22 protein-coding genes are annotated in these 24,709 nt (G+C 53.5%); 6 read left to right on the top strand and 16 right to left on the bottom strand.

Going from position 1 to position 24,709, the window contains the following annotated elements; translation table 11 throughout:
* Positions 1–69: 69 nt before the first annotated feature.
* Together ACQ4N8_RS15085 and ACQ4N8_RS15080 are read left to right on the top strand one after the other, a co-directional pair.
* Complete coding sequence (locus tag ACQ4N8_RS15085) at positions 70–1,116, top strand: HD-GYP domain-containing protein (protein ID WP_430705200.1); 1,047 nt, start codon at positions 70–72, stop codon at positions 1,114–1,116.
* Positions 1,117–1,256: 140 nt separating this feature from the next.
* Complete coding sequence (locus tag ACQ4N8_RS15080; protein ID WP_430705199.1) at positions 1,257–1,595, top strand: L,D-transpeptidase; 339 nt, start codon at positions 1,257–1,259, stop codon at positions 1,593–1,595.
* 318 nt (positions 1,596–1,913) lie between these two features.
* On the opposite strand, the gene sufB is transcribed toward ACQ4N8_RS15080, so the two are convergent.
* The 6 genes from sufB to ACQ4N8_RS15050 form a co-directional block, all read right to left on the bottom strand.
* Positions 1,914–3,311 (bottom strand): Fe-S cluster assembly protein SufB, encoded by a 1,398-nt coding sequence (gene sufB / locus ACQ4N8_RS15075; RefSeq protein ID WP_430705198.1) that lies wholly within the window; start codon positions 3,309–3,311, stop codon positions 1,914–1,916.
* Between the two features lie 20 nt (positions 3,312–3,331).
* Complete coding sequence (gene sufU / locus ACQ4N8_RS15070; RefSeq protein ID WP_430705234.1) at positions 3,332–3,754, bottom strand: Fe-S cluster assembly sulfur transfer protein SufU; 423 nt, start codon at positions 3,752–3,754, stop codon at positions 3,332–3,334.
* On the bottom strand, positions 3,754–4,974 hold the full coding sequence (locus tag ACQ4N8_RS15065) for a cysteine desulfurase (RefSeq protein WP_430705197.1): 1,221 nt from the start codon (positions 4,972–4,974) through the stop codon (positions 3,754–3,756). Before ACQ4N8_RS15065 ends, sufU begins: the two co-directional genes overlap by 1 nt.
* Positions 4,971–6,272, bottom strand: coding sequence for a Fe-S cluster assembly protein SufD (gene sufD, locus ACQ4N8_RS15060; RefSeq protein WP_430705196.1), 1,302 nt, complete (start codon positions 6,270–6,272; stop codon positions 4,971–4,973). Before sufD ends, ACQ4N8_RS15065 begins: the two co-directional genes overlap by 4 nt.
* 19 nt (positions 6,273–6,291) lie before the next feature.
* Complete coding sequence (sufC, locus tag ACQ4N8_RS15055) at positions 6,292–7,074, bottom strand: Fe-S cluster assembly ATPase SufC (RefSeq protein WP_430705195.1); 783 nt, start codon at positions 7,072–7,074, stop codon at positions 6,292–6,294.
* Positions 7,075–7,408: 334 nt separating this feature from the next.
* Positions 7,409–7,882 carry a Dps family protein gene (locus tag ACQ4N8_RS15050; protein ID WP_430705194.1) on the bottom strand — a complete coding sequence of 158 codons (474 nt, stop codon included), beginning with the start codon at positions 7,880–7,882 and terminating at the stop codon, positions 7,409–7,411.
* 354 nt (positions 7,883–8,236) lie between these two features.
* Here ACQ4N8_RS15050 and ACQ4N8_RS15045 point away from each other — a divergent pair, with 354 nt between their 5' ends.
* Positions 8,237–8,806, top strand: coding sequence for a hypothetical protein (locus tag ACQ4N8_RS15045; RefSeq protein WP_430705193.1), 570 nt, complete (start codon positions 8,237–8,239; stop codon positions 8,804–8,806).
* A gap of 102 nt (positions 8,807–8,908) precedes the next feature.
* Here the strand turns inward: ACQ4N8_RS15045 and ACQ4N8_RS15040 are convergent, their stop codons facing one another.
* Positions 8,909–9,292, bottom strand: a complete 384-nt coding sequence (locus ACQ4N8_RS15040) for a DUF423 domain-containing protein (protein ID WP_430705192.1) — start codon at positions 9,290–9,292, stop codon at positions 8,909–8,911.
* Positions 9,293–9,458: 166 nt separating this feature from the next.
* Between ACQ4N8_RS15040 and ACQ4N8_RS15035 the strand changes: the two genes are divergently transcribed.
* From ACQ4N8_RS15035 to ACQ4N8_RS15025, 3 genes are all read left to right on the top strand, one after another.
* Positions 9,459–9,878 carry a hypothetical protein gene (locus ACQ4N8_RS15035; protein WP_430705191.1) on the top strand — a complete coding sequence of 140 codons (420 nt, stop codon included), beginning with the start codon at positions 9,459–9,461 and terminating at the stop codon, positions 9,876–9,878.
* A gap of 188 nt (positions 9,879–10,066) precedes the next feature.
* A complete protein-coding gene (locus ACQ4N8_RS15030) occupies positions 10,067–10,927 on the top strand; it encodes a DegV family protein (protein ID WP_430705190.1) in 861 nt (286 codons plus the stop codon).
* 39 nt (positions 10,928–10,966) lie between these two features.
* Positions 10,967–11,821 carry a DegV family protein gene (locus ACQ4N8_RS15025; RefSeq protein ID WP_430705189.1) on the top strand — a complete coding sequence of 285 codons (855 nt, stop codon included), beginning with the start codon at positions 10,967–10,969 and terminating at the stop codon, positions 11,819–11,821.
* Positions 11,822–11,910: 89 nt separating this feature from the next.
* On the opposite strand, the gene ACQ4N8_RS15020 is transcribed toward ACQ4N8_RS15025, so the two are convergent.
* From ACQ4N8_RS15020 to narJ, 9 genes are all read right to left on the bottom strand, one after another.
* Positions 11,911–13,641: a cache domain-containing sensor histidine kinase gene (locus tag ACQ4N8_RS15020; RefSeq protein WP_430705188.1), complete on the bottom strand. Its 1,731-nt coding sequence runs from the start codon at positions 13,639–13,641 to the stop codon at positions 11,911–11,913.
* Positions 13,638–15,224, bottom strand: coding sequence for a response regulator (locus ACQ4N8_RS15015; protein ID WP_430705187.1), 1,587 nt, complete (start codon positions 15,222–15,224; stop codon positions 13,638–13,640). The genes ACQ4N8_RS15020 and ACQ4N8_RS15015 overlap by 4 nt, the downstream gene beginning before the upstream one ends.
* Before the next feature lie 41 nt (positions 15,225–15,265).
* Positions 15,266–16,069 (bottom strand): carbohydrate ABC transporter permease, encoded by an 804-nt coding sequence (locus ACQ4N8_RS15010; RefSeq protein WP_430705186.1) that lies wholly within the window; start codon positions 16,067–16,069, stop codon positions 15,266–15,268.
* A 5-nt stretch (positions 16,070–16,074) separates the two neighbouring features.
* Positions 16,075–16,941, bottom strand: a complete 867-nt coding sequence (locus tag ACQ4N8_RS15005) for a carbohydrate ABC transporter permease (RefSeq protein ID WP_430705185.1) — start codon at positions 16,939–16,941, stop codon at positions 16,075–16,077.
* A 49-nt stretch (positions 16,942–16,990) separates the two neighbouring features.
* The gene (locus ACQ4N8_RS15000; RefSeq protein WP_430705184.1) at positions 16,991–18,316 is read right to left on the bottom strand and encodes an ABC transporter substrate-binding protein; all 1,326 of its coding nucleotides are present in this window, start codon (positions 18,314–18,316) and stop codon (positions 16,991–16,993) included.
* A 131-nt stretch (positions 18,317–18,447) separates the two neighbouring features.
* Complete coding sequence (locus ACQ4N8_RS14995; RefSeq protein ID WP_430705183.1) at positions 18,448–20,664, bottom strand: hypothetical protein; 2,217 nt, start codon at positions 20,662–20,664, stop codon at positions 18,448–18,450.
* On the bottom strand, positions 20,661–23,126 hold the full coding sequence (locus tag ACQ4N8_RS14990) for a hypothetical protein (RefSeq protein WP_430705182.1): 2,466 nt from the start codon (positions 23,124–23,126) through the stop codon (positions 20,661–20,663). The genes ACQ4N8_RS14995 and ACQ4N8_RS14990 overlap by 4 nt, the downstream gene beginning before the upstream one ends.
* A 201-nt stretch (positions 23,127–23,327) precedes the next feature.
* Entirely contained in the window at positions 23,328–24,017 is a 690-nt protein-coding gene (narI, locus tag ACQ4N8_RS14985; protein ID WP_430705181.1) for a respiratory nitrate reductase subunit gamma, read from the bottom strand.
* Positions 24,018–24,036: 19 nt separating this feature from the next.
* Positions 24,037–24,705: a nitrate reductase molybdenum cofactor assembly chaperone gene (narJ, locus tag ACQ4N8_RS14980; RefSeq protein ID WP_430705180.1), complete on the bottom strand. Its 669-nt coding sequence runs from the start codon at positions 24,703–24,705 to the stop codon at positions 24,037–24,039.
* Positions 24,706–24,709: the final 4 nt, after the last annotated feature.

Raw genomic sequence — 24,709 nt, 5'->3', positions numbered from 1 at the left:
TTCATTGTCAACCCAATTATTTCCTGATATCATTAAAGGAAAACTGAAGATTATGAGGTGTCATCGTCCTTGAGAGTACATATATTGGAACTCAACCCCGGCGACCGTCTTCAACATGATGTTTTTAATCATATCGGTGTTTTCGTATTGCAGAAAGGCTCCGCGTTGAGCAGCGATGCCATTGTCAAATTGATGCAGCATGGAATCGATTTCGTCGATGTCGAGCCTCAGACCCTAATGGCCGAATTTCCGTCCGCCGAGCGGTTTGCCGATCCCGCGCATCGGGCCAGGCCTTATTTGGACGAAGCCGTGGAAGGATTCGAGGAAATTTTTCTGGAAGCGCTGTCCAGCGGGAAGTTCGATGAAGCCAAAGTGGATCAACTGATGCAACCGATGATCGGAGAGCTGGAATCCCAGAAGGATGTCGTGTCCTTGCTACTGATGATCGGCGATGATGACAACTATACATATAACCACTCCATGCAAGTGGGCATGCTTTGCTATTATATGGCTTCCTGGCTCGGTTATTCCAAGCAAGAAGCTTACCAAGCCGGCAAAGCCGGCTATTTGATCGACATCGGCAAATGCAAGGTGCCGCAGCACATTTTATCCAAGCCCGGCAAGCTGTCCCCGGAGGAGTTCGAAGAAGTGAAGCTCCATACCACTTACGGGCATGAAATTATCCTCAATTCTACCGGCGATGAAATCGCCGCCTTGGTGGCGCTGCAGCATCATGAACGGGAAGATGGGAGCGGTTATCCGAATGGCCTGCGCGATCATGAAATTCATCCGTTCGCCAAAATCGCCGCCGTTGCCGACGTCTACTCGGCGATGACCTCCAACCGGGTTTACCGGTCCAAGCAAGAGCTCTTATCCGTCCTGCGCGAGCTCAACAGCCTCAGCTTCGGCAAGCTCAGCCCGGAGCCGACGCAGGCGCTGATCCGCCACCTGCTGCCGAACTTCATCGGCAAGAAAGTGCTGCTGAGTTCCGGCGAGGTCGGATCCATCGTCATGACCAATCAAAGCGACTTCTTTCGACCTCTGGTCAAAACCGATTCCCGGTTCGTCGACCTGTCCAAAGAACGCCAAACCTCGATCGAGGAAGTATACATATAACCACCGGAGCTGCCCCCGCGGTCATACGACCCGGGGGTTGTTTTATTTTGCTCCTATAACAACGATTCAACCGTTTGCCCAGTCAACCTTAGCCCATCCGTCATACACTGTAGGCAAAAAATACGGGAGGCGAATCGAATATGCCGAACTACCGCATCATCGTGGATTTGTCGGATCGAATGCTGTATCTGCTCGACAATAATATCGTGGTTCGCGGGTTTCCGGTCGGGATCGGCAAGATGCTGACCCAGACGCCCGAAGGTTCGTTTACGATCGTCAACAAAGCCCCAAACCCCGGCGGACCGTTCGGAGCCTACTGGATGGGCTTGTCCAAGCCCCACTACGGCATCCACGGCACTAACGATCCCTCTTCCATCGGCAAAGAGGTTTCGCACGGCTGCATCCGCATGTACAATCCCGACGTCATCGAGCTGGCGGGAATCGTGCCGATTGGAACAAGTGTGACGATACGGCAATAGGACCGGTTCATTTCGCCTTAGCCTGGATGCGACCGTAACGTAACGGACCCAAATGACGTTATTCACTCATTTCCCGGAGATTTCCTGGTGTAACGGACTCAGTGGGCGTTATGGGGTCTCAAATGAGGCCATTCTTGCTGAAATGAACGAAATAAGGTCCCTTGAGTCCGTTACGATTCATATCTCTTTCTTTTAGAACAAATAGCGTCCCTTAGGTCCGTTAACCGTTAACCTGCGCTATCCCACACGCTGGCCGGATTTGCAATTTAAAAAGGAGAGGACCCGATAAGGTCTTCTCCTTTTGGTTTTGCCGCTCTGTTACCCGATACTGCCTTCCATCTCGAACTTGATCAGCCGGTTCATTTCCACCGCGTATTCCATCGGCAGCTCTTTGGTGAACGGCTCTATGAAGCCCATGACGATCATTTGCGTCGCTTCTTCTTCGGTCAGGCCGCGGCTCATCAGGTAGAAGAGCTGCTCCTCCGACACCTTCGAAACGGTCGCTTCATGCTCCAGTACAATATTATCGTTCATGATCTCATTGTACGGAATCGTATCCGAAGTCGACTCGTTGTCGAGAATCAGCGTGTCGCATTTGATGTTCGACTTCGCGCCCTCTGCCTGGCGGCCGAAGGAAGCGAGACCACGGTACGTGACCTTGCCGCCGTGCTTGCTGATCGACTTGGACACGATCGTCGACGTCGTATCCGGCGCCAGGTGAATCATTTTCGCGCCGGCATCCTGGAGCTGGCCTTTGCCGGCAACGGCGATGGAGAGCACGCTGCCTTTGGCGCCGCGGCCTTTCAGAATCACGGCCGGATATTTCATCGTCAGCTTGGAGCCGATGTTGCCGTCGACCCATTCCATGTTGGCGTTCTCTTCGGCTACCGCGCGTTTCGTAACGAGGTTATAAATGTTTGGCGCCCAGTTTTGGATCGTCGTGTAACGAACGCGGGCATCCTTCTTCACGATGATTTCGACGACCGCGCTGTGCAGCGAGTTCGTACTGTAGATTGGAGCCGTGCAGCCTTCGGTATAATGCACGAAGCTGCCTTCGTCGGCGATGATAAGCGTCCGTTCGAACTGCCCCATATTTTCCGAATTGATCCGGAAGTAGGCCTGCAGCGGAACCTCGCACTTTACGCCCTTCGGTACGTAAATGAAGCTCCCCCCGGACCATACGGCGCTGTTCAAAGCCGCAAACTTGTTGTCGGCCGGAGGAACGACCGTCCCGAAATATTCCTTGAACAATTCGGGATATTCGCGCAACGCGGAGTCCGTATCCATGAAGATCACGCCTTGGTCTTCAAGGTCCTTTTGGATGCTGTGGTACACAACCTCCGATTCGTACTGCGCGGAGACGCCGGCGAGGAACTTCTGTTCCGCTTCCGGAATCCCCAGCTTGTCGAACGTCTCCTTGATTTCGGCGGGCACTTCCTCCCAAGTTTTGCCTTGCTTTTCGGAAGGTCTTACATAGTATTGAATATCGTTAAAATCAAGCTCGTCGAGATCTCCGCCCCAACGCGGTAGCGGCATTTTCTCAAACTGTTCGAGCGATTTCAGACGAAAGTTCAGCATCCATTCCGGCTCGTCTTTAATCCGGGAGATCTCCGTCACGATTTCACGGGTCAACCCTTTGCCCGATTGAAATATCGCCTTGTGTTCGTCCCGGAAGCCGTATTTATACTCTTCCATTTCCGGTGCTTTTTTGGCCATGTTCGGCTACCCCCTTAAGTTTATGATTCCGCTTGGATTCCTTTTTTCAGCGCGTTCCAAGCCAGTGTGGCACACTTGATACGGGCAGGAAATTTATTAACGCCAGATAAGGCCTCGATATCTTCATAATCTTCAAAATCCACCGTCTCGCCCATCATCAGCCGGGAAAAGCGTCCGGCCAAATCCATCGCCTCCGCGAAATTCCTGCCTTTGACGGCCTCCGTCATCATCGAAGCCGACGACATGCTGATCGAGCAGCCTTCCCCGGTAAAGCGGGCGTCCTTGACGACATCCCCTTCAACGATCAACTGCAGGGAGATGCGGTCGCCGCAGGTCGGGTTATTCAGGTCGACCGTGACGGCGTCCTCTTCAAACTTCCCGCGATTGCGCGGATTCTTATAATGATCCATTATGACACGGCGGTACAAATCGTCCAGTTGCATCACCCAAAATACTCCTTTGTTTGGATTAGAGCTTCCGCCAGTCGGTCGATATCCTGTTCCGTATTGTATAAATACAGGCTGGCTCTGGCCGTTGCGCTCGCCTCAAGCCAGCGCATCAACGGCTGGCAGCAATGATGGCCCGCGCGAATGGCGATGCCGGAGGCATCGAGCACAGTCGCTACGTCATGCGGATGGACGTCCTGCAGGTTGAAGGTGACCAGCCCGACTTCGCGCTCGCGCGGTCCGTATAGCGTCAAGCCTTCTATTTCCGCTAGGCGGTTCATCGCATAGGCGGCGAGTTTGGTCTCGTGGCGATGAATTTCCTCAAGCCCGATACCTTCCAGGAAATCGATGGCGGCCGCCAAGCCGACGGCACCGGCGATAATCGGCGTTCCGCCTTCGAATTTCCACGGGAGCTCTTTCCAGCTTGATTCATACAGCCCGACATCGTCGATCATTTCCCCGCCGTATTCGATCGGCTCCATGGCTTCCAGCAAATGCTTCTTCCCATATAGTACCCCAATCCCAGTCGGAGCGCACATTTTATGGCCGGAAAAAGTATAGAAATCGCAATCCAATTCCTGCACGTCAACCTTCATGTGAGGTGTGCTTTGCGCGCCGTCAACGACCATCACGGCCCCGTGGCGGTGGGCGATTTCAGCCAATTCCTTCACGGGATTCACGACGCCGAGCACATTGGATACATAAGCGGTAGCCACGATTTTCGTCTTATTGGTAATCGTCTTCTCCGCATCCGCAAGGTCGATATGACCATCCGGCTGAAGCGGAATATATTTCAGCACGGCTTTTTTCTTCAAAGCCAGCTGCTGCCAAGGTATCAAGTTGCTGTGGTGCTCCATCGGGGTAATGACGATTTCATCGCCCTCCCCTACGTTTGCAGCCCCATAAGAGGAAGCAACCAGATTCAGCGCCGTGGTCGTGCCGCGGGTAAAAATGATCTCCTCCCGCCGCGCTGCGCCGATGAAGCGGGCTACCTTCTCGCGGGCATTTTCATAGGCGTCCGTCGCCCGGCTGCCGAGCGTGTGAACGCCGCGATGCACATTGGCATTATCCCATTCGTAATAATGCTTCAGGGCCTCGATCACGACGGCCGGCTTCTGTGAGGAAGCCGCGCTGTCCAGATAAACGAGCGGATGCCCGTTCACGTCCTGCTGTAAAATGGGAAACAGTTTTTTGAGCTCTTCAGCGTTGATGCTCATTGTCCCAACTTCCTTTCCACCAGCCCCTGCAGCTGCTGCTGCAACTGCTCCAGCGGGATGTCCGCGACGACCGGCGCCAGAAAGCCGTAAATGATCAACCGCTCGGCATCCGCTCGAGTAATGCCCCGGGACATCAAGTAGTAGATCTGTTCCGGGTTCACCTGACCTACCGATGCGGCGTGTCCGGCCGAAACGTCATCCTCGTCGATCAGCAGGATCGGGTTGGCGTCCCCGCGGGCTTTCGGGCTCAGCATCAGCACTTTTTCCGTTTGCTGACCGTCCGCTTTGGTCGCGCCTTTTTCGATTTTCGTGATACCGTTGATGATAGCGGTAGCCTCTTCGCGCATAACCGCGCGGGTGATCATTTGGCTGTTCGAACTCTTGCCGAAATGAACCGCCTTCGTCGTATAGTTCAAACGCTGCTTCCCTGAACCGACGGCGATGACTTTCGCGTCCGAACTCGAACCGTTTCCTTTCAAGATCGACAGGGTTTCGCTAGCCGAGTCCCCGCCGTTCATTTCGCCGATGATCCATTCGATGCTGCCGTCGTACTCGACGATGGCGCGCCGATACGTCAGATCGGTCGCCTGCTCGCCCAAATGGTGCACGGTCGCGAACTGCACTTTCGCACCCGGTTTGATGTGCACCTCGGCGGCCCCGTTATGCACGATTTTCTCCCCAAGGTTCACGGAAATATAGTTATCCACGTAAGTGACTTTGCTGTTCGTTTCAGCCACGATCAGAACATGCGGCGCAAAAACGGACTTCGCTTCATCCAACAGGAAAATACTTTGCAGCGGCGTGTCGATCACCACGTTTTTCGGTACGTACAGGAAGACCCCGCCGTTCCATAAAGCCGCATGCAAGGCGGACAGCCGGTTCTCCTCCGGCTTAATGACCGTGCCCAAATAGCTCTTCACCAGATCGCCATGCTCGCGCACCGCGGTTTCCAAATCAGTGAAAATGACTCCCTGCGCAGCCAGCTCCGGCGCAAGACGGGTAAACACCGCGTCCGCGTTGCGCTGTACCAGCAAGTTGCTTTGCTCCGTCAAATCCACCAGCGATCGGATGCTGTCCGGAAGCTGCTGCACGTTTTCGTTGCGGGACTCGCTAACTCCCCCGAAGTTATTCAAATCCCAGCGGTCGAGCCGCGTTTTCTCCAATTTCGGCAATTCCAGTTCCGCTGCCAGCTGCAGCGCCTTCGTCCGGCTTTCCGTCAGCCAGGCCGGCTCGCCGCGCTTCGCGGAAAGTTGTTTAAGCTGCTCCGTTTCTACCGGAAGAACGGTTTGTGTCGTCATTCTCTACTCCTCCTTCCGCCTAGGCTTCTTGACCGACCGTCTCGTCCACAATGCCAAGCTCTTCTTTGATCCAATCGTAACCGTCCTGCTCCAGACGTTCGGCAAGCTCCGGACCGCCGGATTTCACGATACGCCCTTGCATCATGACGTGGACAAAGTCCGGTTTGACGTAGTTCAACAAACGTTGGTAGTGGGTAATGATCAGGAAGCCGCGGTCTTCGCTCCGCATCGAGTTAACGCCGTTCGCCACGATCCGCAAAGCATCGATGTCGAGACCGGAGTCGATTTCGTCCAGAATGACGATTTTCGGATCCAACAGCAGCATTTGTAAAATCTCGTTCCGCTTCTTCTCCCCGCCGGAGAACCCTTCATTTAAATAACGATGCGCAAATTCCGGATTCATCTCCAGCACTTTCATCTGCGATTCCATCTGGCGGATGAATTTGATCAGCGATACTTCATTGCCTTCGCCGCGGCGGGCATTGATGGCACTGCGCAAGAAGTCGGAATTGGTCACGCCGGCAATTTCGCTCGGATACTGCATCGCCAGGAACAAACCGGCACGGGCCCGTTCGTCGACGGCCATCTCCAGCACGTCTTCACCGTTCAGGGTGACTTGGCCCTCGGTAACCTCATACTTAGGGTGGCCCATGAGCGCGGAAGCCAGCGTACTTTTCCCGGTACCGTTAGGTCCCATGATGGCGTGAATTTCGCCGCCTTTTATCTCAATGTTGATCCCCTTGAGGATCTCTTTCTCCTCGATTGTCGCCTTAAGCTCTTCAACTACAAAATGCGTTGCCATATGACTGCTCCTTCCATCCTTGAAAATTAACGTTATTGGATCAGGGACGCCGCCCCTTGTTCTTGCTATTATAGCATAGTGATTATCACATTAGAATAATTCTAAGTGATTCTCACTGATTCTCATTACATTCTAACCTACTTTTTTGGCATAAGCAACGTATGGCTGCGGATATAACCCCTGTGCTATATAGTTTGTCACAGACAAGACACGATTTCCAGTTTGCCCCAATATGCAAAAGAACCCGGCCCATACTTTCGGCCGAGCTCCTTTGGGTGTGACGTTCTATAAAGCCTTCATTTACCGGCTTTCGCGGGCGCTAACGGGTGAGCGGTCAATCCAGATAGGCGCGCAGCATCCACATATGCTTCTCGAGGCTGCCGACGTAACCGGTCAGCAGATCGGCGGTCGCGTCGTCTCCCGCTTTGTCGGCCAATTCGATCCCCTCATGGTAAGACTCCGACAGCGTTGCAAGGTCTTCCAGCAGGTGCTGCACCATCGCTGTCGGCTCTTCCTTCCCGGCAGCCTCCTGAATGGCGGCGAGCTCCAGATATTCCTTAAGCGTTGCAGACGGATTCCATTTCAAAGTAAGCATCCGTTCGGCAATGGCATCCATCTGCTCGGCGACTTCATTATACAGTTCCTCAAATTTGGCATGCAGTCTGAAAAAGTTGCTTCCCTTCACATACCAATGGTAGCTGTGCAGCTTCACGTAAAGCACGTTCAAATTGGCGACTTGCTCATTCAGCAGCTGCTCCAGGCTCGACTTGTTCGTTTTCCCTGCAGATTTTGCTTCCGACTTGGCCATCGTTATCCCCTGCTTTCTATAAAATAGTGTATTCTGATCCCCCGGAACACGGAGTTCCGGAAGGATAACTCGCTCGATTTCAGGTGCATGTAATCATTTTACCCTCAACCGGAGTTTACGAAACAAAAAACACGTCCAGCCCCGGCTTTCCTTTCTATAATATAGATAAAATACGACAATATAGATGAATTACGACCCGAAAGTACCTTTTTGCAATTTCCAGCATTGTTCAGTGTTTTTTTCTTAAATTTGGACTATGATTGTTTTATTAGCGGTGCTATGATAAGTTGGGTATTTTCAACAGAAAAGGATTAGCCTCCTTCTCTGCCTAACACATATGATTTTGGGGGAATTATGGACAATCAGACGGGGCGACATCACGAAGAAGAGTTGGGCTATTTGTTCAACGTCGAAATTCTGGTCAAGGGCAATTCGAATCCATTGGCGTTGCAATCGTTGCTGAAGTTGTTGAACGACAGCACCGACATTATAGATTACCGGATCAATTCCGGGATTGAACTGGGACAAATCATCGAATCGATGTTGGCGTCAACGAAGCAGTCCCGCATCGATAAGGCCAAAGCCGCCTCGGCCAAGGCTAGCAAGGAAGCGGCAAAACAGCCGGCCGCCGCCGATAAGAAGAAGGCAGAACCGTCGCCGAAAACTTCGGGATCCGTGGAAACGTCCCCGGGCAATTTCAAGGATATCGCCACGAGCGACGAGTTTCAGGCTTGGATTCAAAGCTATATCACGGGAAACAAGCTCGTCCGGCTGTACGTCAACCGGAACGGGAAGCGGATGAACATGCCGTGCCGCATTCTGAACTTCTTGCCGGAAACCTACGCGTTAAACGTGTACCACGTCGACGAGAAGCAGGTATACACGCTAAAGCTGAGCGAGGTCATCGACTTTTTGGATACATAACGACGGCCGCGCAAACCAATAAGGGCTGGCGTCTCCTTCGAGAAGGAGTCGTCAGCCCTTATTGGTTTCGATCCCTCCGGATACGAACCGCACCCCGAAGGCTTAGCGCCCCGCACTGCCCTTCCAGGCCTCGACCGCCAATAATAGCCAACCGGCCAGGAAAGCGACGCCACCCAGCGGCGTTACCGGACCAAGCCATTTCCAATCCAACGCGGTAAAGCCGTACAAGCTGCCTGAAAAAAGAATCACGCCGATCAGGAACAACCGGACAGCCCAAAGCAAACGCCGGGATTCCCCCCATTTGCCGGCAAACACCGCGCTAAGCAGGATTGCGATGCCATGAATCATCTGATAATGAACTCCGGTCTCGTAGGTCTGGATGGCCGATTCGCCGATATGTTCCTTGAGGATATGGGCGCCGAACGCTCCCAACGCCACCGCCAGCAACATCACGATCGCGCCGATTCCCGCATATTTTCGCTGCATTTCACTTTCGCCCCTCTCGTATGATCCACCTGCATACGATCATCATAACGCATGACGGCGACCGATTTCTACTGAACCGCAGCCAAATTTATCCTTGCATTTTTCTGGGAGATGTGAAAAATTAAACTTAAATAGGCATACATAACCGATAAGAAGGAGATTTATGATGGATTATCGCCAATCGGAGCAGGATCAGATTCCACCCTACGCCGAGGTAGACGGCCATCTCGTTTCCCGGCCGAAGTTCTCCGGCCCCGGCATCGCTTCATTCGTGATCAGCTTGCTCGCCGTAATCGGCTATATTGCCTCGCTTATGCTGATCACTTCCACGGTGCTGGACATCATGGACCAGCCGGCCAACGTAATCGCCGAAGACTTGCTGCAGCGCACCGAAGCCTTGCTCGGGATTTTGCTGTTTTTGGTATCCGGCTTGCTGGACCTGATCGCGTTAATTTTGGGCATCATCGGCCTTGCGATCAAAAACCGGCGGAAAGTGTTCGCGATCCTGGGCACGGTATTTTCCGCGCTATCCCTGCTGGTGCTCATCGGATTGTTCGTATTGGGCAGCATGACCGCCGCTTCTTAAAGCAACGGAGCCTACGGGCCTGCGGCAAAGAGGCGCCCGTTGCAGCCAACGATGGAAGCCCCAAGCCCTGCGGGTCATCGACGCACGGTCTGGGGCTTTTCCTTGTCTCGTTCTTTTTGATAAAATATAGGAAGTTGTTTTTGAACTACTACCTATCATTCTTATGAACCGAACCAAGGAGACTGCTTATGCCTAATGTGAAAATATTCGCAGATAGTACCTCGGACCTGCCGGCCAACTGGCTCAAACGGCATGAGATCGGCCTGGTTCCGCTATACGTCGTTTTCGGCAACGAAACGTTCCGGGACGGCATCGACATTACCCCGACGGATATTTACCGCCGGGTGGAAGCCGAGGGAAATTTGCCGAAAACAACGGCACCATCCCCGAAAGATTTTATGGATGCGTTCGGCCCCTACATCGAACGCGGGCAAGATATCGTTTATATCAGCCTGTCTACCAAGCTGTCGTCCACTTATCAAAATGCGCAAATCGCCGCCACGGAATTTCCCGAAGGCCGGATCCATGTCGTGGATTCCCTGACCTTATGCAGCGGTATCGGCTTGCTCGTCATGAAAGCCGTCCGCATGGCCGAGCAGGGTCTTGCCTCCGCGGACATCGCTGCGCGAATCGCCGCCATTCGTCCCCAAGTGGAGACGCAATTCGTGATCGATACGCTGGAATATTTATATAAAGGCGGGCGTTGCTCCGGCATGCAAAATTTCATCGGCAGCCTGCTGCAGATCCGGCCGGTGCTGAAATTGGTGGACGGGAACATCATCCCGGCCTACAAGGTGCGCGGCCGCAAGGAAAAAGCCGTGCAGCAAATGCTCGACAACGCCTTGGCCGACAAGGACAACATGGATCGGGATCTGATCCTCGTCGCCCACACGCTCGCGGAAGAAGAGGCGCTGCGGTTGGCCGCGATTTTGCGGGAGCAAACCGGTGCGAGCGAAGTGGCCGTATCGGAAGCCGGCTGCGTCATATCCAGCCATTGCGGGCCGCATACGGTAGCCATTATGTATACGAGAAAACAACCGGCTTCATAGATTATTTAGAAGGCTCACCAAATCATTAGGAGGATCATTATGGCTTCGATCAAAATTTTCGCGGACAGCACCTGCGACCTGCCCGCCGATTGGATTGAGCAATACGACATCGGGATCGTGCCTCTCTACGTGACGTTTTCGGAGCAGACCTACAAGGACGGCGTCGATCTGAACGTGCCCGAGCTGTACCGCAAGGTTGACGAAACGGGGAAGCTGCCCAAAACGGCGGCGCCTTCCCCGGCGGATTTCATTCAAGCGTTTTCGCCTTACGTGCGCGAGGGCCGGAAGATCCTGTACATCAGTTTGTCCTCGGAGCTGTCCTCGACCTATCAGAACGCGCTGATCGCCGCGGAGGAATTTGCCGAAGGCAGGGTTACCGTCTTCGATTCCTTGAACCTGTCGACCGGGATCGGACTGCAGGTGATGAAAGCGGTGCACGCCGCCGCGGAAGGGAAAAGCGTGGAGGAGATCGTCACGCTCCTTACGGCGGTTCGTCCGCAGGTCGAGACGGAGTTCGTCATCGATTCGCTCGATTACCTGTATAAAGGCGGACGTTGCTCCGGCATGCAAAACCTCGTCGGCAGCTTGCTGAAAATCCGTCCCGTCATCAAGGTCGAAGACGGCAAAATGACTCCGGCCTATAAGATTCGCGGTAGCCGCGAAAAGGCGCTAGACCAGTTGCTGAACAACACGCTCAGCCGTTTGTCCGACATGGATAACGACCTCATCTTCATCACTCATTCTTTGGCGGACGAAGACGCGGAGCAGCTGAAACAAGAGCTGGAGTCCAAAACGAAAGCCCGGCTGGTGGCGGTGTCCAATGCCGGCTGCGTCATTTCCAGCCACTGCGGCGCTAAAACGATCGGCATTTTGTATACAAAAAAATTGGGGTAGCTCTCTTCGAGTCTACCCTCTTCTTATAAATGGATCAGCATCTGTGGATTGATAGATTGATAAATGCGACAACTACGACCGGTCCTTTATTACTCGGGCCGCGGAAGCTTCACGGTGACTCTGGTGCCCTCCCCTTCCCGACTGTCGATCTCCACGCCGTAGTCTGGACCGTAATGCAATCTTACCCGTTGATGCACGTTCCATAACCCAAACCCTCCGCCGGTTTCGATATCTACGGCAGGCTCCATCAGATCTTTCATGATTTCGCGCCGAAGCTGAAGAAGGCACTCCTCGCACATCCCCACTCCGTTGTCCGAAACCTCAAGGTTCAAACGGGCGCCGTGACGGAAAATGCGGATCGAGACGTTTCCCGGTTTGTTTTGCCGCCGAATTCCGTGCTGAATGCTGTTTTCGACCAGCGGTTGCAGCAGAAATTTAATGATTCGCTGCTCTCCGATCCCCGGTTCGATATGAATATCCCACGCCAATTGTTCCTCGAAGCGGATGCCCTGGATCCGCAAATAGTATTCCACATGCTTCACTTCGTCGGACACCGTGATGATTTCATTGCCCCGATTCAATCCGATGCGCAGGAGCCGGGACAGCGAAGTCACGATATCGGCGATTCTCCGGTCCCCTTGCTTGCGCGCCAGCATGTTCACGGAATCCAGCGCATTGTATAAAAAGTGCGGATTAATCTGGTATTCGAACGTACGCAACTGAAGCATGCGGATTTTGGCTTCCTCCGCCCGCTTCTGTTCGATGAGATTCAAAATTTCATCCGACATGCGGTTCATCGTCATGGCCACGTGGCCAATCTCGTCATTACGCAGCACCGGCACGTGTATGATTGGCAGCCCGCCGCCCAACTGCTTCATCGCCTTTTGCACAAGCAAGAGCGGTCTCGTAATGCGATTGGATACGAAAATGACCATAACTACGGTAAAAATAAGCACCGTGACGGTCACAAACAGGTACGCCGGCAAAATCTGCCGGACAGGCCGCAAAATGTCCGATTCGGCGATCCAAGTCACGATATGCCAATCGTGAACATCGACGGCAAAATAGGCGTTCACTTCATCATTGATCGCCATTGTCTTATATTGTGAATCATTGTTTTCTTCTATTTTAGGAAATACGGGAAGAATCCTGTTCTCGGTCAAGGTTGCGCGAATATGGCCGGTTTCGTCGAAAATGACAAACGATTGGCCCTCGTCCAATGCAAAGTTGCGGAACGTGTTCATTAATTCCGTCTGATCGATCACGATCATCACATACCCAATCTTGCGGGTGAGATCAAACCGATTATCGTTGATTTGGCGCATCAGCACGATGGTGTCGCCGTTCAGTCCGTTGTCCCAAAACGGCAATCTTCCCCGCTGCTCTATATCGGCCTTATGGTCCGTAAAATAGGATGATGCCGTTGAAACGACCGAACTTCCGGTCATTTGGCCGTAATTGTTCATTAAATAAATCGCCCGGATATAAGGGGACGATTCCTGATAGGTGATCAGCCTGGTTCGCGTATCGCTGCGCAAGCTAAGATGCTCTGCGGTCCGCTGCCACTTTTCGACCATCAGGTAATGTTGAACCACCGGATCGCCGAAGATGCGGAAGGACAAATCATCATAGTAGGATCGCCACTTATCGACTTCCAGGGCCAGCGCTTCCGTCGCCTGGCTTTGGTGCCTCGCGTAAGACTGCCTGATGTTCTCCTGCAGCGTCCAATAGACGTACAGCGCCGAAAACAGCAGCGGAATCAAAATAAGAACCGAAAAGAAACGAACCATTTGGTTTCGGATCGAGGGAGCTCTTCTCATCGTTTGCCCTCTCGCTGCTCATCCCTGTACTCGCTGGGTGAAAGTCCGGTATTTTTCTTGAACAAGGCGCTAAAATAGTGGGTATTCGCATAACCGACTTGCTCGGCGATTTGATAGCTCTTCATCGGCGAAGACGACAACAGTTTTTTCGCTTGCTCCACTCTAACCGAAGTAATGTATTCAATGCAGGTACTGCCGGTCTTTTGATGAAATATCCGGGACAGGTAGTTCGGCGTAATGGATAATAGACCTGCGATAACACTGACAGTAAGCTCGATCTGCGAATATCTTTCCTCGATGACCGCTTGGGCCTGATTGACCAGTTGATCGACGAGACCGGACTGATGCCGGATTCTGTGCGCTATGATTTGTTTTCCTAACTCATCAAACAAACCGCAAATTTCCTGCAGGCTATCCAATTCGTTCAAACGGGAGTAACTATCGTAGAACGATGGCAATTGTTCGGTAATCCGATATTCGTCGGCGACCCGATATACGGCCACCAACAGTTGCATAAACATCAGCTTGACAACGAAAGCCGAGGCACCCTGTTTCTCCAGCTCGGCGGCAAAATCGCCGAACAGATCGGTTCCCACCCCGTCTTTGTAGCGCAAGCATTCCATGATCTCCTGTTCTTGGGCGTACGGATAAGCAACCTGATCTTTTTTCCAGTTCGGCATGTCTTCAAACCAGAGCACTCCTGGCTCCCCGCTCATCGACTGCACCTGGGCCGCCTCGGCGCCTTCCCTGGCCGAAACCGACGTTTCCGCCAAACGCCCGTACGCACGGCCAACGCCGATGCTGACGCCAAGGCCCAACGTGTTCTCGACAGCCGAGACGACGGCTTCGAATGCTTGCTTCTCCAAATGGGTGTTGAATATGCCAAACAGCAAAGTGGACGAGCCGTCGACGAAATGAGACCATTTGCCGTCCAATACTTCCTCGGCGATGTTGCGCACCGCATATTTGATCAGCGTCATATTCGTGCGATCGTAGCGGTTCGCCACCTGTCCGGCGTTCAACTTGATCGCCGCGCAGAACACTTGGTCATTCAGCTTGACGTGCAGCGATTCCCCGCGTCTACGGATTTCATGCTCCGACTGTCCAGCTTCCGAATGAACCAAATCGTTCCAGAACTTGTCCACGATCATCGGGCGGTATTCCTCGAGCTTTTGCAGTGTTTCCGCATTGAGCAGCGTTTCAAACCGCTCTCGCCGGATGTCAGCGGTAATCTCACGGACGGCTTCGAGCAGCTCTTCCGGAAATACCGGCTTGACCATAAATTTGTCCACGCCCAGATCTACGGCCTGTTTCGCATACTCAAACTTTTCGTAACCCGTTAAAATAATGAAGCGGACCGAGGGATACTCCTCCTTGACCTGCTGCGCAAATTCGATCCCGGACATTTCGGGCATGAAGATATCCGTAATGATCAAATCCGGCACCGATTCGCCAATCACTTCAAGCGCGTGCTTGCCGTTTTCCGCCTCAACGCATTGTTCAAAACCGGCATCGCTCCAAGAGATGAGGGTTCGCAGTCCCTCTCTGATAATTTCCTCGTCGTCTACAATCAGAACTCGCATGCTCTCTCCCCTTTCCCGATCGCCGAATCAAATCCTGGTCCTTATTTTACAGCACCTGCAGTAAGGCCGCCGATAATTTTTTCGCTCAGAAAAGCATAGGCGATAACCGTAGGCAAAATCGCGACCACCATCGCCGCAAACGCTTGGGGATAGTCCGCTTGGAAGGTCGTCAGGAAGAAGCGGATCGCCACCTGAAGGGTTCGCGTCCCTTCGCTCTGGGTCAGCAAATTGGCAAATAAAAGCTCATTCCACGCGTTGATGATCAAAAAGATCGAGGCCGTCACGATGCCGGGATAGCTGATGGGCAAAATCACCTTCCGAAACGACGTATGCACGCTCGCCCCGTCGATAAAAGCGGCCTCCAAAATCTCGTGAGGAATGGTATCCATGTAGTTTTTGATGATCATCACGCTTAGCGGGAGCGAGATCCCCGCGTATACAAGCGCCACGCCAAACAATGAATCGTAGAAGCCAAGCCAGTTCACGATATAATAATAAGGTACCATAAATGCGTTCGTCGGAATAAGAATTCCTAAGGTAACGAACAACACCCAGCCGGATTTCCATTTAAACCTGTACGTAAAAATATAAGATGCCAGGGTGGCCAACAGCAAAGCCAGCACGGTGGATACCACCGCAACGAAAACCGAGTTAAAGAAATACGTCGGCATCGGATGTTTGGATAATACGGAGGCGTAATTGTCCAACACCCAGTGCTGCGGCAACCCGAAAGGATCGGCAAACAAGTCCTTGTTTGTTTTGAAAGAGGCCATAATCAGCCATAAAAAAGGAACGATCATCAGAATGCTGAAAATGCCGATCACCGGCCATTTGAAAATTCTCACTGAAATCACTTCCTGTCCCATAGGCGAATAACGCCGAGAATTGATCCCATCACGACAATGCCGAAAGCGATCGTCACCAACCCGGCCGCCATCGAAAGGCCGTACTGGTTCGCCGTGATCATTTCTTTATACATGTACAGCGACAGGTTCATCGAGGTGTTCATCGGCCCTCCTCCGGTCATGAGGAAAGGATATTCGAACATTCTCAAGCAGAAAGAAGCATTAAACACGATATTGATCGCGATCGCGCTCTTGAGCAGCGGAATCGTAATGTAACGGTCCTTCTGCCAGCCCGTTGCCCCGTCGATTTCCGCGGCTTCGTACAAATCCGGGGAAATCGTCGAGATTTGCGTCAAAAAAATCACCATCGTCAGACCTACGTATAGGACAAACGGAACTTGGCTGGCCCATATCGCGCTCTGTGGATTGCCCAGCCAAGCCCGCGTCCAAGATTCCAGACCGACGGTCTCCAGCAAATTGTTCAGCATCCCCAAATCCACATGCAGCACAAAATACCAGAGGAAAGCAAGCGCTGTGGTGGAAATGACGTTCGGCAACACGAACAAGGTGCGGAAAAATTTCCAACCTTTCGGCCGCTTGGATAAGATCAACGCCAGAAGAAGCCCCAGCGGAACATGGAGAAACACCGCCGACAAAATCCAAAAGAACGTGTTCCGCAGCGATAGGATGAAGACATGGTCTTTGAGCAATTCCTTGAAATTGCCCAGCCCGATAAAAGCCATGCTGCCTAATCCGTTCCATTGGTGCAAGCTGACATAAGCGGAAAACATGAAAGGAAAAATAAAAAATACGAAAGTGAAAAGCGCTGCAGGCGTCAAGTATAGAACAATGTTGCGTTTTGTGATCGTCATCGCGATGCCCCCTCGGCAAGAGAAAGGGAGAAAGTCCCCCCTCTCTCTCTTATTGATTGCTTTCCTGAAGTTGCCCGGCGAAATCTTGCGGAGTCAGTTGCTCAAAGATCAATCCCTCAATCAACGACGGGAGTTTGGAAATCGCCTTCGGTTTCAGCACCCGGGAGATTTGAATCAGGCTTTCCGGCGCGGCGTTGGAAACTTCGATAAATTGGCCCAGCACCGGATCTGACGATTGCAGATCCTCTTGCGTAAGATCGACCTTGGACGACAACAGGACGCGCCCGTCCAGCGTCAAATGCTTGGAGCTGTCTTCCGAAGTGAGATATTTCATAAAATCGGCGATGGCGTCCGCTTTCGCCGGCTCGCTTTGTTTGCCTGCGGACCAAGGCGTATACGTATCCGTAATCATGAAGCCTTCCTTGGCTTGTCCGTCTGCGAATACCGGCCCCAGAGCTACGCCGATGGAATCGAGCATTTCCTTATCCAATGAACCGATCAACCAAGGCCCGTCGATAATCATAGCTGTATTGCCGAGAATAAAGTGATTCGAGCTGACGGAGTAATTCGCTCCCAGCGCATCGTCCGTAGTATATTGAAACATCTTCTGCAAATATTCCGCGGCTTGCGCCATCTCCGGCGTGTTTAGCGAATTTCCGACCTTAAACACGTCCATGCCGCCAAGGCCCGCAGCCAAATAAGTAAGCGCATTCGTGGCATGCCATGCATCATCCGCCGTCATCAGCGAAATCGGAGTGATGCCCTGAGCTTGCAACTGGTCGCAAACTTGGAAGAACTCGTCCCAGGTTTTCGGGAACTCCTCGATCCCCGCATTGGCGAACAAGTCCTTGTTGTAATAGAACAAAACGCCGGCTTTTTCGAAAGGAACGGAAGTCAATTGGCCGTCGATCGTCATGGCCTGTAGGTCCTCTTCCTTGAAACGCGATTTCCACGCGTCGTCCAGATAGGGCGCAAAATCCATCAGGGCACCGGATTGCTGTCTGGACAAATCATTCGGGTTAAAATTGTAATTGAATAAGTCAGGCGTTTGTCCGGCCGCAATCATCGTCTTGACCTTTTCCTGATAAGCTGGCCAATCGGGATTGATGTCCACATTGACTTTGACCTTTCCGGTATTCTCACTATTGTATTTGTCGATCAAATCCTGTAACGCGCTGCCTCTTTCGGTGTCCGTGCTCCAACTGCTCAGCAGGTTGATTTCAACCGCATTTCCCGCGGCGTCGCCGTTTCCGTTGCCTTGGGCGGTGTCCGCCGCATTCTTCCCGCCGGAGCAGCCCCCGATCACCATCAGAGCAGACAGCAAAAGCACGATAAGGCTCTGAGGTTTCGTCAGACTCGCCATTCTTTTGTTCATTTGTCGTTCCTCCTCTTTGTTTGATCCAATTTCGGGTACATCTCAAATTTAGCTCGAATTTTGACGAATTCACATTCAGAAATCTGCACGCTTTCATCCAATTTTCTATCGGAATCCCGGGTGCTGGCGTTTTACTCGACAAGCGCTTCCAAATAGGCTCCCAAACCGTGTATGCCGGCGGAGTAAATCCAACCGAGCGTCCCCCAAATATCCCCTTTGGCGATCATCCCTTCGTCGGCGCCTTGATTGCAGATGCCGAATCCTTCGGGCTGCATGCCGATGTCCGCAAACCCCATCGAATCACCGGGATAGGATAAAAATTGCTGGGTTCCCGTTGCGATCCATTCCGCCATTTGGACATAAAACGGTTCTTGCGCCGCAATGCCCAGCAGGTGAAGCTCCCGCAGATGAAACAAGGAATAAATATCGACCACGCCGCCGCCCCAAATCGAATTGATGCCGCCGCAGCCGATCGTATTGAATCGTTGTTTGGCCAGATCGGTGCCCGGAATCGTCGGAGCGCACCAAATGTAATTCCAGGTAACGAACAATTTTGCCGCGCGGTCGGCGCCTTGCAAATACCGCTTTTTCCCGGTAGCCCGGTATAGAGCATAAAGCGCCGCGGCGGTATATTGGGCCGCTTCCTTGTCAATGACGTTGGGATTATCCAGGGTTCCTCCCTGATAGTAATCCTGACTGACGTAAGTGTCCAAGACAAATTCGGCGGCCCGTTTGGCGGCATCCAGATAAGGCTTCCCGCTGTCCTGGTTCATTTCCCAAAAGGCCAGCAAAAACAGGATAGGCATAACCGTGGCCGATTTGGCGGAAAACTCGTCTTCCCCGAATCCGGGCGCATTTTTGAGCGGCGTCCCGTCCGGTTCGAACGCCCTGTACCAAGAGCCGTCATCGTTTTGATGCCTTAGCAGAAACCCGGCAAACAAGCTCGCCGCGCCGATCCAATGCAATTCCGACTTGCCCTGCGCTTCATAGACCCGGTAAGCGTTCAGCAAATCGAGTGCCGTTTCCGACATCAGTCGCAAATAATTGCCGCGGCGATCGCCATGCGATACGTAATGAAGCTTGGGGGCCGTCTCATCCCCGAACGAATAAAACGGTTGATGCCGCTTCAAATCGTACAATGTATACATCCAGCCATTCTCCGTCGTGCAGTGCCGTACAAAGAAGTCGATCACCTTCTTGCCTTTGCTCCACCATTCGCCGCCTTCCCGCCTTGCCGTCTCATACGCGGCATTGATCTGTCGGCCCGTAAACCCGTATTCCAGGATCGATTGATAGCTTTCGTGGGGAATATTGACAAACGAGGCTCCAAATCCGCTTGGAGCGGAACGGTAGCCTTTACGCGGATCAAAATGGAAGAAGAACCCAGCCCCGCCTTCCGGCAGCTCGCGGTAACTGGCTTTGAGCGATTCCATCCGGTAAGCCATCGACTGCTTGAGCGAAAAAGGCAGCTTTGCTAGGAGGGACGCATGCCGAGCCGCAGCCCGTTTGAAAGCGTCGAACACGGCATCCGCATAGCAGTCGTGTGCGGCAAAACGAAGTTCGTAAGCCGTTTCCAGTTTGAATTTCTCTTCGACCAGCGGGTAAAACGCCGCGACCGGGGCCTGCTTCGCCGAGAGCGAGACGCTGCGGTCTCCTTCGTAATACGGTAAATAAGCTTCATACATAACAGCTCCCCCATCCCGGGTACAGCCGATGGAACCAATATCGGTACGCTGGAGGTAATCGCTGTCTCCCTTGGATCTAGCCGGCGGCTCCGCAAACGTCGCCAAGCCAACCCGCGACAAACTTACCGTACGGCGCCGATCCGGGAAATAAGCCAAGACGATCGGGTAAGTCAAGCGGTCGTCCATATACACTTTGGCGAACTTGTCCGCCCCGCCTATCCGCGCCGCTTCATACAAAACCGCCGGCGCATGGAATCGCGCGAGTTCATTCCCCGGTAGCATCTGCGCAAAGCCGAGACGGAAGCGGATTCCTCCGGATTGGACGTCGTCTGCGGCCGTTTCCTTCTCCTCTGCGATCCCGCTTGCGATTGCACCATCCTCGCGGTCGGCCGAAATCTTCCGGGCGACGGTCACTGAATCCCGACCTTCCGTACTCCACCGATCCCGCACCGTGAAGCGGTATCCGCCGTCATTCCATTTCGATTCGGCCGTCCACTCCATCGGCCCGGTCCGCTCGCAGTGTTGATATCGCAGGTTCCGGCCGCCGCCCCGGAAATATTTGACCTCGATCGGATCAATTACTGTGACGTCCTCCTGGCCTTTGCGGCGAATGACCGGGAAAAATCCCTCGTTTTGTGTTTGCGACCAAACCAGTTCAATCATTGGAATGCTCCTTTCTGTTGTAATTCGACTTCGCTCACCCGGCGGATCCGGAATTCCCGGTCAACGAAAACCTGGGGAAGGATCTCGCCTTCATCGGCGATCAACTTGCGGGACTTATCGTAGAAATAGAATTCTTTGGGATAAGCGGCATAGCTGGTCACCAAAACCCCGTCGTCGACCGGCTCCGTCCATCCGTTGATGCACTTGATTCCGCCGTCCTGCAGATAGAGAAATGTTTTGGTGCCGAACCCGCTCAAGTAGGCAGCGACTTCCTCGCCCATGTCCCAATCGTCGCCGGTCGCGTTCCCGGCCAGCAGTTCCACCGTTTCCCGGAACACGGACTGGCCGAACCGGTTCCGGGACAGCGCGGGCATGTTAAGGTTCGGATCCGGAACGCAATACGTCGAAGCGGCTTCGCCTTTGTCGAGAAGACGTTCGCTGGAGCAGGCGTTCCAGTCGTAGCAGTAAAATACCGGCATTATCGAACGGTAGGCGGCCCGAAGATAATCGAGTTCCCCGAAATGCTCATAAGCCGTCAAGCAAGCGTTGGCGGCTAAGCCGCCCCACAGGGAGTGAATCATATAAGCAAGCCCCTCCCACCAGCGATCGGGATTTTGCGCCCGATAATCGTTGCTGAAACCGATGTTGGCCAGCAGTAGTTCGCCGTACTTTCTCGCCTCGGCGGTATGCCCCATCAGGCAAAGCGCCTCGCAGGACGGACCGAAACCGGCATTATCGAAATAATGTTCGGTGATCGCTCCCGTGTATTTTTCGCTGTTTCTTTTCAGTTCGACGCCAAACTGTCGGTATAAAAAGGATAATCGTTCGTAAAGCGCCGCGGATTCGGCGGACGGATCCTCGCGAAGGGCGGCCAGCAGTTCGGGAAGATAATGTGTAAAGGCCCCGGCCAACCCGGTCTCCCTTTGCTCCCGTTGATCCCGGTGCTGCCGTTGATCGAAACGAACGGTTAGGATTTCCGCGCTCCAGCGAAGGTACGTTTTCGGCGAATGAAGCCGCAAATAACGCTCATCCATGCGCGATAAAAGGAAGAAGATATGTGCGATATAATCCAGATCGAAGATCCGGTAAAACGTTCCGTACAGCTTGCGCGGCCGGGCAAAGTTACCTTCATGAAACCATCTCGGCAGAACATAACGAACCGCGCTCGACTCCGCTTTGGCAATTTCGTCGGCTGCGGGGTCGCCGAGCCGATTCTTCATCAAGATCATGGACAGCTTCCCCAGCGACTCCCCCTGGTTGGAGACCGGGCGAAAAGCGTACGGATGCTCCGACCGCGCATCCTCGTCAAACGAATGCTCGCACAAATACTTGACGCGCGCTTCTATGATTTCCTTGATCGGTTCCAGCACGCTAAAGACGACGAAGTCCTCCCGTCCATCGCCCAGCCGCAAAACTAATTTGTATTCGCCCGGGTCCGCAAGGCGGCGCTCGAGCCGATATTTTTGCGCCGCCACGGGCTGCAGCTTCGCCGTCACGTCCTGCCGAACCAGCGAGTACCGGCCTGTGCGTGGATCGCTTTTCTCTCTTTCCGCCCGCTCCAGGACAGCGCTTTCGATTCTTTGTCCCGTTGGCAGGACCAGGTCGGCCGCAAACAGGCCGTTCTTGACCAAAACGGGAGTATACTCCACCGCCGGAAACCCTAGAGCGACACCGTGCGGGCCGAAATCTCGCCGGTCATTCACCGGCAGGAATGAATAACTCCAGCTTTGGCTTTCCCCGGGCGGCAAAGCTAGCGGGGCCCGGGGCTTCGGATAGATCCATCCTCCCCCGGCTTGTCCGATCCCCGAGCTTTCTTGCGTCCCCACCAATACGAGCGTATGGAAAATGAGCCCGTCCAACGACGGAGATACCTGCTCGAGGAAACGGTTTTCAAACCGGCAGTAAGAGCCCAGAGACAACGTCCTCCCTTTCGTATTGAAGATCCCGAGATGCGGCCCGCGATCATTCCGGCGAACCGCGGCAAGCCGGGTAAAGTCGGTAGACAGCGACGGAAAAAGCGCGCAGGATTGGGACATGTTTCGCTGCACATTCGGGTCCCGAAACATGACATACGCCAGGGAAAGCCATACGTTCAAGCCGTCCAAACGCAAGGTCTTTTCCCCTTCGTTCAAGATCGCGATCGTCCAATTGAAGCTTGCTGCCTCATGCACCGAATAGCTCATGACAATGGTAAAACAAGGAAACGAATAAGTTGCTTCCACCGTGCCGGCCGTACGCCTGCGGACCGCAATTCGGCTCTCATGCTGCGTATATTTGCGGCCTTCAACGATAACGGCAAAGCATCCGGTTAATTTGTCATGGTCGGGATAACCGCACTCATCCAAATAACCCGGTTCAATCATCCAATTCATCTGCTGTTTGTCCTGCTTCTGGTACAACTCGATCAACCGCCCACAATCATCGACGGCTAGCGAAAATGCTTCATTTTGAATCCGATGCAAGCCACACCCCTCCTTATTTAGCCTTAAATTGATTGTAGGAGTTAGGTCCAACCAAATCGATTCAACTTTTTCGCTTTTTTCATGCAATTATTTGACATCAGCACCTTCCAAATAAAAAAAAGCAGGGCTCTTCTGGGATTGCGAAATCCGCAAAGAAAGAACCCTGCTCGGAACCATTTCATTTCAAACCCTATTTCCCCGTTAACGCCGCTTGTAGCTGACCCTCGAACGATACTGCTGCGGGGCCCGGGCCGGGTAACGAACCGGGAGCGAAAACATGTGCACCAGCTTCGTAAACGGAATCGAGGCGAACAGTAGGAACGCCGAAATGACATGCAACTGGAACAGCAGTGGCACCGTATCCATCAGATGATAATCGGGCCTGAAAGCCAGCAAGCTGCGGAACCACGGTCCGATGGTGGTCCGGTACTCGTAGGCGACCACCGTCGTATTGTAGACGATTGTCATGTAGGTGCCGTTGGCAGCTACGATCAGCAGCAGAATCACGGCAAAATAATCGGCAAATTCGGCATGGGCACGCACGCGCCGGTTCGACATTTTGCGGATCAGCAGAACGACGAGCCCCAACACCACCATGATCCCGGCAAGCCCGCCGCCGGCAATCGCGAAGAAGTGGTACATTTCATCGTGAACGCCCATGGCATGGTACACGCTGCGCGGAATCAACACGCCCATGACGTGGCCGATGAACGCGAAGATGATGCCGTAATGGAACACCGTGGAACCGATTCGCAGCCATCTTCTCTCGAATATTTCCGTCGAGGGAGCAGTCCAGCTCACCTGCCGGAAGGCAAAGCGGTATAGCAGCCCAACGATCAGTACCGTCAAAGCGATATACGGAAAGACCACCCACCAGAACAATCCGGTCATCTAGTTACCTCCCTTTCCTTCAATTGCACATTTTGAATTGCGGCAGATCCGTTCCCGTCCGGGCGGTTCCGTCCATCCCGTAAAGGATCGGGTACGGCAGCACATCCAGATCAGCCTGCTCCCGCTTCTGCTCCAGGCGGCGGATATCCTCTTCCGCAGGCTCGCCGAACACGTCCTGCATCAGATGGCGGAAGAGCTCCCGATACGGGCTGTCCTGCTCCAAATGCTCGGCGACGCGTTTCGTCGCGACCGCCAGCCGCAGCTCGAGCGCCCGTACGTGAACATGCTCCGGGCGCAAGGCCAGCAGTTCATACAGCAGCGGCATGTAATCGGCCAGTTCGCCGTTCGAGGCCGCAAATCCGGCATCGCTGATAATATGCTGCAGTAGGATCAACGCCGCACCGCGGTCCCGGCTGTCGCCCAGCTCATGTGCAGTGAGGTAAAGCCCGGTTTTGTCCTTCCAATCGAACGTCCAAACGTACTGCTCGCGCAGCTCCTTCAGTGGACAGGACAGAAGCGGCCGGATCGCCGCTTCCAGCTGCGTATTCAAAGCAGGATCCCCCGCTTCCAGCACTGCCTCGATCAGCTCCTTTAAGGAGGCATGGAAATCGTCCTCCGGATATCCGAGCAACCGGGCGGCGACGGACAAGCTGATTTGTTTGGCTTCTAACTCTTTCGTCTCTTCCATCCCG

It is taken from the genome of Paenibacillus macerans (assembly GCF_050565405.1).
In the GTDB taxonomy this organism is placed as follows: domain Bacteria; phylum Bacillota; class Bacilli; order Paenibacillales; family Paenibacillaceae; genus Fontibacillus; species Fontibacillus macerans_B.
The sequence above is the reverse complement of the archived record's forward strand: the minus strand, read 5'-3'. Positions and strand labels throughout refer to the sequence as shown.

Bases quoted from the DNA above. Each gene is read 5' to 3' on its own strand.
- ACQ4N8_RS15025 (WP_430705189.1), top strand. From the start codon at position 10,967: ATGGCTTCGATCAAAATTTTCGCGGACAGCACCTGCGACCTGCCCGCC.
- ACQ4N8_RS14995 (WP_430705183.1), bottom strand. From the start codon at position 20,664: ATGATTGAACTGGTTTGGTCGCAAACACAAAACGAGGGATTTTTCCCG.
- sufB (WP_430705198.1), bottom strand. From the start codon at position 3,311: ATGGCCAAAAAAGCACCGGAAATGGAAGAGTATAAATACGGCTTCCGG.
- sufU (WP_430705234.1), bottom strand. From the start codon at position 3,754: ATGCAACTGGACGATTTGTACCGCCGTGTCATAATGGATCATTATAAG.
- ACQ4N8_RS15015 (WP_430705187.1), bottom strand. From the start codon at position 15,224: ATGCGAGTTCTGATTGTAGACGACGAGGAAATTATCAGAGAGGGACTG.
- ACQ4N8_RS15080 (WP_430705199.1), top strand. From the start codon at position 1,257: ATGCCGAACTACCGCATCATCGTGGATTTGTCGGATCGAATGCTGTAT.
- ACQ4N8_RS15040 (WP_430705192.1), bottom strand. From the start codon at position 9,292: ATGCAGCGAAAATATGCGGGAATCGGCGCGATCGTGATGTTGCTGGCG.
- ACQ4N8_RS15030 (WP_430705190.1), top strand. From the start codon at position 10,067: ATGCCTAATGTGAAAATATTCGCAGATAGTACCTCGGACCTGCCGGCC.
- ACQ4N8_RS15035 (WP_430705191.1), top strand. From the start codon at position 9,459: ATGGATTATCGCCAATCGGAGCAGGATCAGATTCCACCCTACGCCGAG.
- narJ (WP_430705180.1), bottom strand. From the start codon at position 24,705: ATGGAAGAGACGAAAGAGTTAGAAGCCAAACAAATCAGCTTGTCCGTC.
- ACQ4N8_RS15005 (WP_430705185.1), bottom strand. From the start codon at position 16,941: ATGACGATCACAAAACGCAACATTGTTCTATACTTGACGCCTGCAGCG.
- ACQ4N8_RS15045 (WP_430705193.1), top strand. From the start codon at position 8,237: ATGGACAATCAGACGGGGCGACATCACGAAGAAGAGTTGGGCTATTTG.
- sufD (WP_430705196.1), bottom strand. From the start codon at position 6,272: ATGACGACACAAACCGTTCTTCCGGTAGAAACGGAGCAGCTTAAACAA.
- narI (WP_430705181.1), bottom strand. From the start codon at position 24,017: ATGACCGGATTGTTCTGGTGGGTGGTCTTTCCGTATATCGCTTTGACG.
- sufC (WP_430705195.1), bottom strand. From the start codon at position 7,074: ATGGCAACGCATTTTGTAGTTGAAGAGCTTAAGGCGACAATCGAGGAG.
- ACQ4N8_RS15000 (WP_430705184.1), bottom strand. From the start codon at position 18,316: ATGAACAAAAGAATGGCGAGTCTGACGAAACCTCAGAGCCTTATCGTG.
- ACQ4N8_RS15050 (WP_430705194.1), bottom strand. From the start codon at position 7,882: ATGGCCAAGTCGGAAGCAAAATCTGCAGGGAAAACGAACAAGTCGAGC.
- ACQ4N8_RS15065 (WP_430705197.1), bottom strand. From the start codon at position 4,974: ATGAGCATCAACGCTGAAGAGCTCAAAAAACTGTTTCCCATTTTACAG.
- ACQ4N8_RS15020 (WP_430705188.1), bottom strand. From the start codon at position 13,641: ATGAGAAGAGCTCCCTCGATCCGAAACCAAATGGTTCGTTTCTTTTCG.